The sequence below is a fragment of the Fodinicurvata halophila genome, assembly GCF_042651425.1.
Classification (GTDB): domain Bacteria; phylum Pseudomonadota; class Alphaproteobacteria; order Kiloniellales; family DSM-21159; genus Fodinicurvata; species Fodinicurvata halophila.
This window is the reverse complement of record NZ_JBHSCW010000003.1, coordinates 486,544-499,449: the sequence shown is the minus strand read 5'-3', so window position 1 is coordinate 499,449 and position 12,906 is coordinate 486,544. Positions and strand designations below refer to the sequence as shown.

At 57.8% G+C, this 12,906-nt stretch carries 14 protein-coding genes; 4 read left to right on the top strand and 10 right to left on the bottom strand.

Translation table 11 applies throughout. From position 1 onward, the window contains the following. Together ACFOW6_RS07140 and ACFOW6_RS07135 are read left to right on the top strand one after the other, a co-directional pair. Positions 1–1,107, top strand: coding sequence for an amino acid ABC transporter permease (locus ACFOW6_RS07140; protein WP_382421649.1), 1,107 nt, complete (start codon positions 1–3; stop codon positions 1,105–1,107). A 13-nt stretch (positions 1,108–1,120) separates the two neighbouring features. Further along, positions 1,121–1,894 carry an amino acid ABC transporter ATP-binding protein gene (locus tag ACFOW6_RS07135; RefSeq protein WP_382421648.1) on the top strand — a complete coding sequence of 258 codons (774 nt, stop codon included), beginning with the start codon at positions 1,121–1,123 and terminating at the stop codon, positions 1,892–1,894. Here the strand turns inward: ACFOW6_RS07135 and ACFOW6_RS07130 are convergent. From ACFOW6_RS07130 to ACFOW6_RS07100, 7 genes are all read right to left on the bottom strand, one after another. Next, positions 1,860–2,084, bottom strand: a complete 225-nt coding sequence (locus ACFOW6_RS07130) for a DUF6898 family protein (RefSeq protein WP_382421647.1) — start codon at positions 2,082–2,084, stop codon at positions 1,860–1,862. The genes ACFOW6_RS07135 and ACFOW6_RS07130 overlap by 35 nt on opposite strands. 119 nt (positions 2,085–2,203) lie before the next feature. Beyond that, positions 2,204–3,316: a branched-chain amino acid ABC transporter substrate-binding protein gene (locus tag ACFOW6_RS07125; RefSeq protein ID WP_382421646.1), complete on the bottom strand. Its 1,113-nt coding sequence runs from the start codon at positions 3,314–3,316 to the stop codon at positions 2,204–2,206. Positions 3,317–3,436: 120 nt separating this feature from the next. Further along, entirely contained in the window at positions 3,437–3,796 is a 360-nt protein-coding gene (locus ACFOW6_RS07120; RefSeq protein ID WP_382421645.1) for a DUF6867 family protein, read from the bottom strand. A gap of 9 nt (positions 3,797–3,805) precedes the next feature. After that, positions 3,806–4,516, bottom strand: a complete 711-nt coding sequence (locus ACFOW6_RS07115) for an ABC transporter ATP-binding protein (protein WP_382421644.1) — start codon at positions 4,514–4,516, stop codon at positions 3,806–3,808. After that, positions 4,516–5,382 carry an ABC transporter ATP-binding protein gene (locus ACFOW6_RS07110; protein WP_382421643.1) on the bottom strand — a complete coding sequence of 289 codons (867 nt, stop codon included), beginning with the start codon at positions 5,380–5,382 and terminating at the stop codon, positions 4,516–4,518. The genes ACFOW6_RS07115 and ACFOW6_RS07110 overlap by 1 nt, the downstream gene beginning before the upstream one ends. Next, positions 5,379–6,890, bottom strand: coding sequence for a high-affinity branched-chain amino acid ABC transporter permease LivM (gene livM, locus ACFOW6_RS07105; protein WP_382421642.1), 1,512 nt, complete (start codon positions 6,888–6,890; stop codon positions 5,379–5,381). Before livM ends, ACFOW6_RS07110 begins: the two co-directional genes overlap by 4 nt. A 3-nt stretch (positions 6,891–6,893) precedes the next feature. Then, positions 6,894–7,814 (bottom strand): ABC transporter permease subunit, encoded by a 921-nt coding sequence (locus ACFOW6_RS07100; protein WP_382421641.1) that lies wholly within the window; start codon positions 7,812–7,814, stop codon positions 6,894–6,896. Positions 7,815–8,295: 481 nt separating this feature from the next. Here ACFOW6_RS07100 and ACFOW6_RS07095 point away from each other — a divergent pair, with 481 nt between their 5' ends. Next, entirely contained in the window at positions 8,296–9,519 is a 1,224-nt protein-coding gene (locus ACFOW6_RS07095; protein ID WP_382421640.1) for an acyl-CoA dehydrogenase, read from the top strand. 16 nt (positions 9,520–9,535) lie between these two features. Beyond that, positions 9,536–10,429 (top strand): ATP-binding protein, encoded by an 894-nt coding sequence (locus ACFOW6_RS07090; protein ID WP_382421639.1) that lies wholly within the window; start codon positions 9,536–9,538, stop codon positions 10,427–10,429. A gap of 2 nt (positions 10,430–10,431) precedes the next feature. Here the strand turns inward: ACFOW6_RS07090 and ACFOW6_RS07085 are convergent, their stop codons facing one another. The 3 genes from ACFOW6_RS07085 to surE form a co-directional block, all read right to left on the bottom strand. Next, positions 10,432–11,232, bottom strand: a complete 801-nt coding sequence (locus ACFOW6_RS07085; protein WP_382421638.1) for a peptidoglycan DD-metalloendopeptidase family protein — start codon at positions 11,230–11,232, stop codon at positions 10,432–10,434. A gap of 209 nt (positions 11,233–11,441) precedes the next feature. Then, complete coding sequence (locus ACFOW6_RS07080) at positions 11,442–12,101, bottom strand: protein-L-isoaspartate(D-aspartate) O-methyltransferase (protein ID WP_382421637.1); 660 nt, start codon at positions 12,099–12,101, stop codon at positions 11,442–11,444. Then, entirely contained in the window at positions 12,082–12,873 is a 792-nt protein-coding gene (gene surE, locus ACFOW6_RS07075; protein WP_382421636.1) for a 5'/3'-nucleotidase SurE, read from the bottom strand. Before surE ends, ACFOW6_RS07080 begins: the two co-directional genes overlap by 20 nt. Positions 12,874–12,906: the final 33 nt, after the last annotated feature.

The following is a 12,906-nucleotide window of genomic DNA, read 5'->3' as shown; positions in this document are numbered from 1 at the left end:
ATGACCATGTCCGACGATCAGCAGATGAAGCAGACCTCGCAGCGTCCACCTGTGACACGCGTCGGCGTTATCGGTTGGCTGCGCGCCAACCTCTTCAACACCTGGTACAACTCGATTCTCACGCTCCTGATTCTCTGGCTGTTCTACAAGATTATCCCGCCTTTCATGGACTGGGCCATCTTCGACGCCGTATGGGGAAATGTGGAATCCACTGTTTGTCGGCAAACAGATGGCGCTTGCTGGGCTTTCCTCTATGAGAAGGCGAATCTTATCCTCTTCGGGCTCTATCCCTTTGAGGAACAGTGGCGACCGACAGTTGCCATGGCGATCTTTGCCACGGTGGTTGTGGTCAGTTGCCATCCCAACGCTTGGCGGAAATCCATATTCCTGCTTTGGGCAGCTGCGGTCCCCCTTATCGCCATCCTGATGTGGGGCGGAATTCTCGGCCTGACCTACGTTCCGAACACGCGTTGGGGAGGGCTGCCGCTCACACTGTTTCTTTCGGGAATCGGTCTGATCTTCGGCTTCCCGATCGGCGTTCTGCTGGCGCTTGGCCGCCGCTCCCACATGCCGACCATTCGCACGCTTTGCATCACCTATATCGAGCTGATCCGTGGTGTGCCGCTGATCACCATTCTCTTCATGGCATCGGTGATGTTCCCTCTGTTCCTGCCCACGGGACTGACCATCGACAAGCTTTTGCGCGCACAGATCGGACTGATCATGTTCGCATCAGCCTACCTGGCGGAAGCCGTGCGCGGAGGCCTGCAATCTCTGCCAAGTGGGCAATACGAGGCAGCGGACAGCCTGGGTCTCAGTTACTGGAAGAAGATGCGCTTCATCATCCTGCCCCAGGCACTGCGCATCTCCATCCCCGCCTTGGTGAACAGCTTCATCAGCTTCTTCAAGGATACCTCGCTGGTCATTATCATCGGGATCTTTGACCTGATGGGGGCGACCAAGGCAGCCCTGACCGATGCAGCCTGGCGTGGCTTCTACAAGGAAGCCTACCTCTTCACCGCAAGCATCTACTTCGTATTCTGCTTCTTCATGTCGAAGTACTCTCAATACTTGGAGAAGTACCTGAACGTCGGCACCCGGCGCTAGGAGAACCGAGATCATGAGCACAGCTTCCCATCAGAGCCCGTCCAGCAGCACGGACCCCATCATCGAGATCAACGATCTCAACAAATGGTTCGGGGACTTTCAGGTGCTGCGCAATATCAACATGACCGTCGCACGGGGAGAGAAGATCGTTGTCTGTGGTCCATCCGGCTCGGGCAAATCCACCTTGATCCGTTGCATCAATGCTCTTGAGGAACACCAGAAAGGCAGCATCGTCGTCGATGGAATCTCGCTGACCAACAACCTGAAGAACATTGATGCCGTACGACGCGAAGTCGGCATGGTCTTTCAGCAGTTCAACCTCTTTCCGCATCTAACGGTGATCGAAAATCTGACCCTCGCCCCGATCTGGGTACGCAAGGTTCCCAAGAAGGAAGCCGAGGAAACGGCCATGTACTACCTGGACAGGGTGAAAATCCCGGAACAGGCGGACAAGTATCCGGGCCAGCTTTCGGGGGGACAGCAGCAGCGTGTGGCCATCGCACGCTCTCTCTGCATGAAGCCCAAGATCATGCTCTTCGACGAGCCGACCTCGGCTCTCGATCCGGAAATGATCAAGGAGGTGCTCGAGGTCATGACCCAGTTGGCCGAAGAAGGCATGACGATGCTCGTCGTCACACACGAGATGGGCTTCGCGCGGACCGTGGCCAATCGGATCGTTTTCATGGATTACGGAGATATCGTCGAGCAGAACGATCCGGAACGTTTTTTCAACGAACCCTCATCAGAACGTCTCAAGCTGTTCCTGGGGCAGATCCTGCATCATTGATCGACGGGCGCAGTCCCTTCTTCTTCAGGACGTAGTCGAGCTTGCGGACTGCCAGTTCTTCCAGTGCATATTCACCGCACGAAGGCTGGCCTACAATGGAAACCTCCGTCAGGGTTTCCGGATCAACGGCGGAAACCTTGACGTAGGCACCCACGCGTATGAATTCGATGAGGGTTTCCCGTTGCGGCATTTCCAGAGAATAAGAGGGTCTTCTTAAAGGAACTCTTAACGCTGTGTACTCCGGTCACAAAAAAGCGGCCCGGTTTGTAGCCGGGCCGCCTCTCTATGTAGTCTGCGACAAAACAGTGATTACATTTCGCTGTAGTTGCCGTCCTTCCAGACATACCAGACATAGTTCGGATCCGCTGGATCTCCCTTCTCATCGAAGGTGATTTCGCCGATCACGGTGTTGAAGGTGTTGCCCTTGATGGCCTCCGAGAGGGTCATGGTCTCGAACGAGCCCGTATCTTCCGCAGCCTGAGCCCAGACCTGTACGGCGGCATAGGTGTAGAGCGTATAGCCTTCCGGCTCGTAACCGTCAGCCCGGAATTCCTCGACCAGCTCCGCCGCCTCGGAAAGTTTCCGCGGATCCGGTGCGAAGGTCATGATCGTACCTTCGCCGGCGTCACCAGTGATGTTCCAGTACTCTTCCGTAACCAGGGCATCACCAGAGACCAGCTGTGGTTCGTAGTTCTGCTCGCGCGCCTGACGAATCATCAGCCCGGCTTCCGTGTGATAACCGCCGACATACATGGCCTTGATGCCCTCTGCCTTCAGCTTGGACACAAGTGCCGAATAGTCACGTTCACCCGCAGTGTAGGCCTCGTAGACAGCTTCCTCGATCCCCCGCTTGTTGAGCTGAGCCTTGGTCTGATCGGCCAGGCCTTTGCCATATGCGGTCTTGTCATGAAGGATCGCGATTTCCCCGTTGGCGTAGTTATCGGCCAAGTAATTGCCGGCCACGATACCTTGGGCATCGTCACGACCACAGGTCCTGAAGACGTTGTACCAGCCTTCCTCAAAAGGCTTGTCGGTAAAGTCAGGGTTCGTGGACGCCGGCGAGATCTGCAGGATATCGGATTCCATGTAGACCGATGAGGCCGGAATCGAGGAGCCGGAACAGAAGTGCCCGGCGACGAAGGAAACCCCCTCACCCGCCAACTTGTTGGCAGCGGCCACTGCCTGCTTCGGATCACAGGCATCGTCCTCGATAATGGCGACAACCTCCTCACCATTGATGCCACCATTGGCATTCAGATCCTCAACTGCCTTTTGAAGGCCGCGTTGCATCTGTTCGCCGAAAGACGCGTATTGTCCGGTTAGCGGACCGACTGTTGCAATCTTCACTTCCGCTTGAGCTACCGCCAGGGTGGCGCCGGAAAAAGCGACCGCGGCGGCAATGGCAATAGAGTACTTGTTCATTCTTTTACTCCCTGTTGGATACCGGAAAGTCCATTCCAATTTGCATCATCTTCCGGCGTCGGGGCTGATCCCCATGATGCAACTGTAGCAGGTGCCGGCCGAAATACGAGAAGTTTCGCATCACGGAAAGCTCTCTCCGGCCTTCTTTTCTCGCCAGTTCAACAAACCTGCCCTTTCGTAGACCCATGGATACTGGTTGATCATTTTTCGGACCTGGGTCACGCGATAAGCGAAAAGCATGATCCCGATAAGAACCAGCGAATGCACAATATAGCCGAGCGGGTGTAGCAGGACCCCTTCGAAAAGTGCATAGGTCAGGAATCGATCCGCAAATCCCATCAGGAAACCGTACGGCAGGGTCTGCCAGACGGGCAGCCAGTTGTTCGCAAGAGCCTGGCCCGAGAGGTAGGAGAGGCCGCCAAAAAGGATCAGGGTCAGACCGATGAAAACGTCGAGTTGTGTTCCAAGAAGTTCGTACATGGTCCGTCCTCAATGCCCCCCTTCAAGATAGGCCGCACGCACCTCCGGATTCACGAGAAGCTCCTTTCCCGTACCGCTCATCGTGATATTGCCGTTCACCATGACATAACCGCGGTGAGCGAGCCTGAGGGCATGGAACGCATTCTGTTCCACCAGGAAGACAGTAACCTGGTCGTCCTGGTTGATTTGCTGAATCACTTCGAAGATCTGCTTCACGATCATGGGGGCCAGCCCCAGGGAAGGCTCATCCAGCAGCAGCATGCGCGGCTCGCTCATCAGGGCGCGCGCCACGGCCAACATCTGCTGCTCGCCTCCAGAGAGGGTACCCCCCCGCTGGTTGCGACGCTCCTTCAGTCGCGGAAACAGCTCGAAGACACGGCTGACATTGCGCTCGAAACGATCCTCCGTATTCCGGATCGCCCCCATCTGGAGATTCTCATAAACCGTCATGCGCGAGAAAATCCGCCGCCCTTCCGGGGACTGGGCAATGCCGAGTTGCACAATTTCGTGCGTGGGCATGGAAGTAATATCCTTTCCCTCGAAGAGAACCCTGCCCCAACGCGCCCGGGGAGACCCACAGATGGTCATCAACAAGGTGGACTTACCGGCACCGTTGGAGCCGATCAGCGTACTGATTTCCCCGGCCTCGACTTCCAGACTGACGCCCTTCAAGGCCTCAATGGCCCCATAGAAGGTGTGAACACCTGAAATCGCCAGCATCAGTTCTCCCCCCTTGCGGCCGCTTCGACATCCTGCTTGATCTCCTCGGGAAGTTCCTCGGTATCGTCCTCCCCCAGATACGCCTTGATGACTTCGGGGTTATTGCGCACGTCTTCAGGTTCGCCATCCGCGATCTTCCGGCCGTAGTCCAGAACGATCACGTGATCGGAAATCCGCATCACAACGCTCATGTCGTGCTCGATCAGCAGAATACCGATCCCGATCTCTTCACGTATGGCCAGGAGAAGCTCGTTCAGCGCCGCAGATTCACGCGGGTTAAGCCCGGCCGCAGGCTCATCGAGGCAAAGCAGGGCCGGTTCCGTACACATGGCCCTGGCAATTTCCAGTCGCCTCTGATCCCCGTAAGGAAGGTTGCCGGCCTCAAAGTCGGCACGCGCTGTCAGGTTGATCCGATCCAGCCAGAAGCGAGCCAGATCAACTGCAGATTGCTCTACATTCTTGTAGGAAGACAATCCGAGAAGCCCTGCCAAGGTAAACTTCGACGCTCTCTGCAGCTTGTTGTGCTGGGCAACCAGCAGATTCTCGAGAACAGTCATTCTCGAGAACAGACGAATATTCTGAAAGGTCCTGGCAACATGTGCATGCTTGGTGATGTCATGCCCGGGCATGCGCTCCAGCAGATAGTGCTGCTCGTCGCGAACCAGTTTCAGGCAGCCGACCGTGGGCTTGTAGAACCCTGTCAGGCAGTTGAAGAGCGTGGTCTTGCCTGCGCCGTTCGGACCGATAATTGCGGTAATCTCACGGTTGTTTGCCGTAAAGGACACATCGTCGATCGCGACCAGGCCTCCGAAACGCATCGTCAGATGCTGCACATCAAGCAGGGGCGTTTTCTGGATCGAGCTCATTGCGCGGCCTCCGCTGCTTTCTGTTCAGCTTCGATGCGTGCCGCATCGGGCCCCTTCCTGCCATGCAGCAGAATGGACGGATCTCGATGTGCGAGAAGACCGCGGGGACGCCACAACATGATCAGCACCATGCCTGCACCGAAGGCCAGCATCCGGTATTGCTCGAGCTCTCGGAAGACCTCGGGAAGGCCGATCAGCAGAATGGTCGCGATAACCACACCGAGTTGGCTGCCCATACCGCCAAGTACCACGATCGCCAGGATGATCGCCGATTCCAGGAAGGTGAAGCTTTCAGGACTGATGAATCCTTGCCGGGTCGCAAAGAAGGAGCCTGCAAAGCCACCGAAAGCTGCAGAGATGGTAAAGGCCGCAAGCTTGATATTGGTCCTGTTAATGCCCAGCGACTGGCTGGCGATGTCATCCTCGCGCAATGCCTCCCAGGCACGCCCAAGTGGCAGCTTTCTCAGGCGCAGCGACACCATGTTGACCAACAGGGCGAGAGCCAGGATCAGGAAATAGAGGAAAATAAGGCGGTGCATGGGATCGAAATCTATCCCGAACAGCTCCGCAAAGGTGATTCCGTCGCGCGATGCCGGCAGGAATTCGGCAATTCCGAAAAAGCTGGGGCGAGGAATGCCCCCGATGCCGTCGGGACCGCCCGTGAACTGGTACCAGTTCAACAGGACGATGCGAACGATCTCTCCGAACCCGAGGGTCACGATGGCAAAATAGTCACCCCGCAGGCGCAGAACCGGAAATCCCAGCAGATACCCGCCAACAGCCGCCAATACACCAGCCAAGGGCAGGCATACCCAGAAGCTGAGATCGAAGGAAACAGCCAGCAACGCATAGGAATAGGCACCGATTGCGTAAAAGGCGACGTATCCCAGATCGAGCAGGCCCGCCAGGCCGACGATGATATTCAGGCCCCAGCCCAGCATGATGTACATGAGCAGCAGGGTGGCAATATCGATGTACTGGCGGTCCATGAAAGGCAGGAACGGCAGTATGATCGCGAAAACCACCAAGACGGGCCCAATGAAGCGGGACAACTCCTGGAAACGGGCTGCCGCTCGGTCCATTGCGCGGTCACGCTCTCGCATGTCGATTCCGGGGCGATGACGGATCAGGGTGATCACGGCCATCAGCGCAATGAGCAACCCGCCCACCATGCACATCGTTTCCAGGAACAGGCTGGGAAACGGCAGCACGAACGACAGGCCAAAGACCGCCAAACTAGCGATCAATACAAAGAGCGCGCGCCGATAGCGCAGCATGATGTAACCGAACCGTCCCAACGTCAGCATCACGATCGCGTAGCCCACGTCAGTGAAGCGCGGAATGATGGTCAGCTCTCCCCCTTCATCAGCCGTCTGCATGCCTACCAGCACGAACGTCAGGCCGAAGGCCACAAGCGCCGTGAAGAAAAGTTCGCGTCCAATGGCCTTCCAGTCGAGAACCGGACGCCCATTTCCGTCCGCAACAGCGGTTTGAGTTTCTGCCGCCATGGTTCAGACCTTCTCGATTTCAGGCTTCCCGAGGAAGCCGCTGGGGCGGAAAATCAGCACCAGAATGAGGATCGAGAAGGCGGCAACATCCTTGTACTCCACGGAGAAGTAGGCAGACCAGAGCGCTTCGATCAGGCCGATTGCCAGACCCCCGAGCATGGCTCCCGCAATAGACCCTATGCCGCCAAGCACGGCTGCCGTGAACGCCTTGAGACCCGCGAGAAACCCGATATAGAAATCGATGACCCCGTAATAGAGGGTCACCATGACCCCCGCGACAGCTGCCAGAGCCGCCCCCATGACAAAGGCGAGCGAGATGGTGCGATCGACGTTCACTCCCACCAGGGAGGCCATCAGCTTGTCCTGTTCGCAGGCCCGCTGCATGCGCCCCAACGCCGTCCTGGTGATGAGGAGCGTAAAGGCCGCCATCAGGATGACAGTTAGCAGGATGATGATGATCTGCATGTAACTCATGCCGACGGTGAAACCGCCTTCACCGCCATCCATGAGTTCGATACCTCCGCTAATCAGGGGCTGCATGGGCTTGACGCGCGCGCCTTGCAGCAGCTGCACGTAGTTCTGCAGGAAGATCGACATGCCCAGCGCAGAGATCAGAGGCGCCAGGCGTTGCGAGCCGCGTAGGGGGCGATAGGCAATCCGCTCGACGGTCCAGCCATAGACCGAGGTAAAGACGATTGCCATGACCAGGACCAGTAGCAGGGCCAGAGGAATCCATGTGATCCCCAGGATGGCCATGATGATAAAGCCGATGATGCCGACAAAGGCGCCGATCATGTAGATGTCGCCATGGGCGAAATTGATCATGCCGATGATGCCGTAGACCATCGTATAACCGATCGCGATCAAGCCGTAGATCGAACCGAGCGTGAGCCCGTTGATCAACTGCTGGACAAAATATTCCATTTACAGCCCCTGCCCTCACCCTTCTTGCGAGGTGAGTCATTCTTGGTCTTATTTATAGAAGGAGGAAAAACCGATTTCTGAGTTCGAAGCAAGAAAAAAACCTGTCATCAGGTTATCTGTCGATATTTTTACCGCTCCAAATATCAAATATTCAGTCATACAGCCCTGCTCGCGCTTCAGTCCGAAGAAACCACTTTTGCTGCCCTCTTGGCTCTTTGGATATTAGACAGTTTTGAGAAATTCTCATACATAAAATATCAAATTCGCGTCATCGTGAATCCTGGATGCAACCATATGATTTCAAATAAAAATCAAAGCTTTCCTAACGCAAAATGAAAAAAACCTGGAAACTTTTCTCCACCAACCTCGGATCGAGATCAGGTCGGTTCGGCGGTCCTGGGGCCCTTCGCGGAGAGAACCTTTCGAACCCGCCTCTTCCCGTCTATGTTAACGGCAAGTCCCTTTCTCGACGGAGTTTGCAATGAGCACTGCACAGGATTCCCGCCCGGACGCCAGTTCCCCCCAGAATCAGGCCCGTTTTGTCTGGGAAGACCCCTTTCTTCTGGATGAGCAGCTCACCGAAGACGAGCGCATGGTCCATGACGCTGCGCGGCAGTACTGCCGGGACAGTCTGATGCCACGCATTCTCGAGGCGAATCGCCACGAGAAATTCGATCGGGCCATCATGCAGGAAATGGGCGAACTAGGGTTCCTGGGCGCGACACTGCCCGAGGAGTACGGCTGCGCCGGAGTGAACTATGTCTGTTATGGCCTGATCGCGCGGGAAGTGGAGCGGGTCGACAGTGGCTATCGCTCGGCCATGTCGGTGCAGTCTTCCCTGGTCATGCACCCGATCAACGCCTACGGCTCGGAAGAGCAGAAAAAGAAGTATCTGCCCAAACTGGCCAAGGGAGAATCGGTTGGCTGTTTCGGCCTGACGGAGCCGGACGCCGGTTCCGATCCCGCTGCCATGCGGACCGTGGCCCGAAAGGTCGACGGTGGCTATCAGTTGAAGGGAACGAAAACCTGGATTACCAACTCGCCGATTGCAGACGTCTTCGTCGTCTGGGCCAAGAGCGATCCCGATGACAAGATCCGCGGATTCCTCCTGGAGAAGGGCATGAAGGGGCTCTCGGCCCCGAAGATCGAAGGAAAGTTCAGCCTGCGCGCCTCGCTCACCGGCGAGATCGTCATGGAGGATGTCTTTGTTCCGGACGAGAACCTCCTGCCGAACGTCAGCGGGCTGAAGGGGCCGTTCGGATGCCTCAACCGCGCACGCTATGGAATTGCATGGGGAGCCATGGGAGCCGCCGAGTTCTGTTGGCATGCGGCACGGGATTACACCCTGGAACGCAAGGTGTTCGACAAACCCCTGGCGGCCACCCAGTTGATCCAGAAGAAGCTGGCCGACATGCAGACCGAGATTGCGCTGGGCTTGCAGTCCGCGCTGCGCGTGGGACGCCTGATCGATGAAGGCAAGCTGACGCCCGAGGCCATTTCCCTGATCAAGCGCAATGCCTGCGGCAAGGCCCTGGACATTGCACGGATGTCACGGGACATGCACGGCGGCAACGGTATCTCAGACGAATATCACGTCATCCGCCACGTGATGAACCTGGAGGCCGTCAACACCTATGAGGGCACTCATGACATCCATGCCCTCATTCTGGGACGTTCACAGACAGGATTGCAGGCCTTTGCCTGAAGCCAAGATAAGCGACATGAATTATTCCGCTCCCGATTCAAATGCGAACAGCGATCTCTCCCGGCAGCTCACTCGTATCGCCGAGGCTCTGGAACGGCTCGCGCCCTCCAGGGAAGCCGTTCTGGAACTGGACAGGGCGGATGCCTTCGTATGGCATCCGGACAGTCGTACTCTCCAGCCGGTGGACAAGGTAAACCGAGTGGACCTCGACCTGCTGGAAGGAATCGAGCAGCAAAAAGAGAGTCTTCTGGACAACACCCGGCGCTTTGCCAGGGGGCTGCCCGCCAACAATGCTTTGCTCTGGGGCGCGCGCGGCACGGGCAAGTCATCCCTGACCAAGGCCATCCAGGCCCGAATCAACCAGGACGCACAGGAAGAAGACCAGGCCTCCCTGGTTTTGGTCGAAATCCACCGGGAGGATATTCCCAGCCTGCCGGACCTCCTGTCCCTCTTGCGCCGGCAAGAGCGTCGCTTCCTGTTGTTCTGTGATGACCTTTCCTTCGAAGAGGAGGATACCAGCTACAAATCCCTGAAGGCGGTTCTGGAAGGCGGGATCGAAGGACGGCCGGAGAACGTCCTCTTCTACGCCACCTCGAACCGACGGCACATTCTCTCTCGCGACATGATTGAGAACGAACGCTCCACGGCCATCATGCCCTCGGAAGCCGTCGAGGAGAAGGTCAGCCTGTCGGATCGTTTCGGCCTGTGGCTCGGTTTTCACAACTGTGACCAGGAAACCTACCTGGCCATGGTGCGCGGCTATGCGCGTCATTACGACTTGAAGATCGAGGAAACGGAACTCAAGCAGCAGGCCATCGAATGGTCCGTTACGCGCGGAGCTCGGTCCGGTCGCGTCGCCTGGCAGTTCATCCAGGAACTGGCCGGTCGATTGGGACAACGACTCGACTGATTTCAGTCTTCCAGGAGCTCGATCGGGTCCATGGCGCGCGTTCCCTTGCGAAGCTCGAAATGCAGCTGTGGTTTCGATACGCTTCCGGAAGCCCCGACTTCGGCAATTGGCTGGCCCCGTTCGACTTTCACGCCACGCCCGACCAGCAGGCGACTGTTGTGCCCATAGGCGCTGACCCACCCATCCTGATGGCGAATCAGAAGCAGGTTGCCGAAACCGCGCAATTCGTTGCCGGCATAGGCGACCACACCATTCTCCGAGGCCCGGACCACACTGCCTTCCGGGGCGGCGATGTTGATGCCGTCGTTATGCCGGCCGTCACTCTGCGCCCCGTAGCGTGAGATGATCTCGCCCTCCAGAGGCCAGCCAAAGCCCTGTCCTGTCAGCCCCGGTGGATCTCCTATCGGGCCGGTGTTGGCTGCAACCGGAATATCCTCACTCTCGGGTTCGCTCATATCGGGGGCTTCTTCAGCCTGCTCGGCACGGTTCTCTCGAGAGGTTTCGCGCCCCGATGCCGAACCTGGTTCATCCATGCCAGTGGCCCCGTCTTCCTCGGCGGCTTCCGGGGTGCCTCCACTCTCCTGCTCGCTTGCCGCCGCTTGTTGCCGACGTGGCAGACGAAGCCGCTGCCCCGGTTCAAGGCGATACGGGGGCTCCAGATCGTTCATGTCCACCAGTTCCGTCAGGCGTGTCTGCGTGTCGTTGGAAATGCTGAAGAGCGTATCGCCGGCCTGGACTTCATAGTAATCCTGCCCGGATGGCGCTGGCTTCTGCTCCTGCGTATTGCGAGGCAGCTCGCTCACTTCAATTGAGGATCCAGAAAGATCCCTGGTATCGACCGTTCCGCTGCTCATGGAAACGCTGCCGGGTTTGGGCGGCTGCAAAGGCGGAGGGAACGGCGGCGTTCCCAATTGCTTGACCGGAGGTTCCCCCAGGGAACACGCCGTCAGCAGCAGTGCGGTTGCGCCCGCTGCCGTCAGAGAAGGCAGATGGTTTCTGAATGCTCTGCGCGTCATCCTGTCCGGCGTTGCCCCCTGCCGGATGTGTCCTCCGTGACAAGGGGAACGAAGCGCACGATTCCCAGTTCCGTCCGCTGCAACTCTTCACCGACCCGCTTCAGGCGGATCAGCTCCTGGGTACGCCCCTGCCCGCCAACTGGCAGAATCATGGCCCCTCCTTCTCCCAGCTGTTTGAGCAGCGGTTCTGGCGGGAATTCCGCTGCACAGGTGACGATGATCCGGTCGAACTCCCTGGCTTCCGGCCATCCTCGGCTGCCGTCACCCAGGCGAGTCATGACGTTGTGCAGCCGCAGTTCGGAGATCCGTTCCTCGGCCTGGTCCAACAGGCTCTTGTGTCGCTCGATCGTGTACACGCGCCGGGCCAGATGCGCGAGAACGCAGGCCTGATAGCCCGAGCCCGTTCCAATCTCCAGTACAGTATGCCGCTTCGTGACTTCCAGGGCTTGTGTCATCAAGGCGACGACTTCGGGTTGGCTCAGTGTCTGCCCCTGCCCGATCGGAAGCGCAATATTCTCGTAGGCCTGATCCTTGAAGCTGGCCGGCACGAACTGCTCTCGGGGAACGCGTTCAATGGCGGAGAGTACTGACGTGTCATTGATCCCCGCTTTGCGAAGCTGCATCAGCAAACGGATTTTACGCGCGGCCAGGCTCACCAAAGACCTCCGATAGCTGCACCAGGGCCTGTTCGTCTGTCAGGTTCTGATGCAAGGGGGTGATTGTAATCGCTCCTTCGCGGATGCCGGCCAGATCCGTGCCCTCCTCCTGTGACTGGTCAGGACCGAAATCACCGATCCAGACATAGGGCCGACCGGCAGGATCCTGCCCTTCCACCAATCCTACCATGACATCCCGGCGACCTTGTCGTCCAATCCGTATACCGCTGACCTGTTCCACCGATCTGGCGGGAAAGTTGACATTGAACAACAGGTCCGGGCTCCAGGAAAGATGGTAGAGTTTCTCCACAATCCCGGGCGCTAAATGCTCCGCCATGCCGAATTCAGCTGGATTGTCGTCTTTCCTGAGTTGGCTGAAGGCAATGGCCTTGAGCCCCAGCAAAGCACCTTCCATCGCTGCGGCCACCGTACCCGAATAGCCGACATCCTCCGCCAGGTTTCCGCCGTGATTGATTCCCGACAGAAGGACAACGGGCTTCTGCTCCTTCAGAATCGAGTTCACAGCCACAAGAACGCAGTCCGTAGGCGTCCCGTCGACAGCAAAGCGGCGGTCACCGAATCGCCGCACCCTGAGGGGACGGCGTGTCGTAAGTGAGTGACTGGCCGCCGATTGCTCCGTCTCGGGTGCCACTGTCCAGACATCGTCGCTCAGGCTGTGGGCGATCCGCTCCAGGGCGTGCAGTCCCGGTGCATGGATTCCGTCATCGTTGGTGACGAGGATTCGCGCAGATCGCAAGGTCTCGGCAGTCATGATCATCCTTGGCTGTTTGGGGCTGGAGGGCCG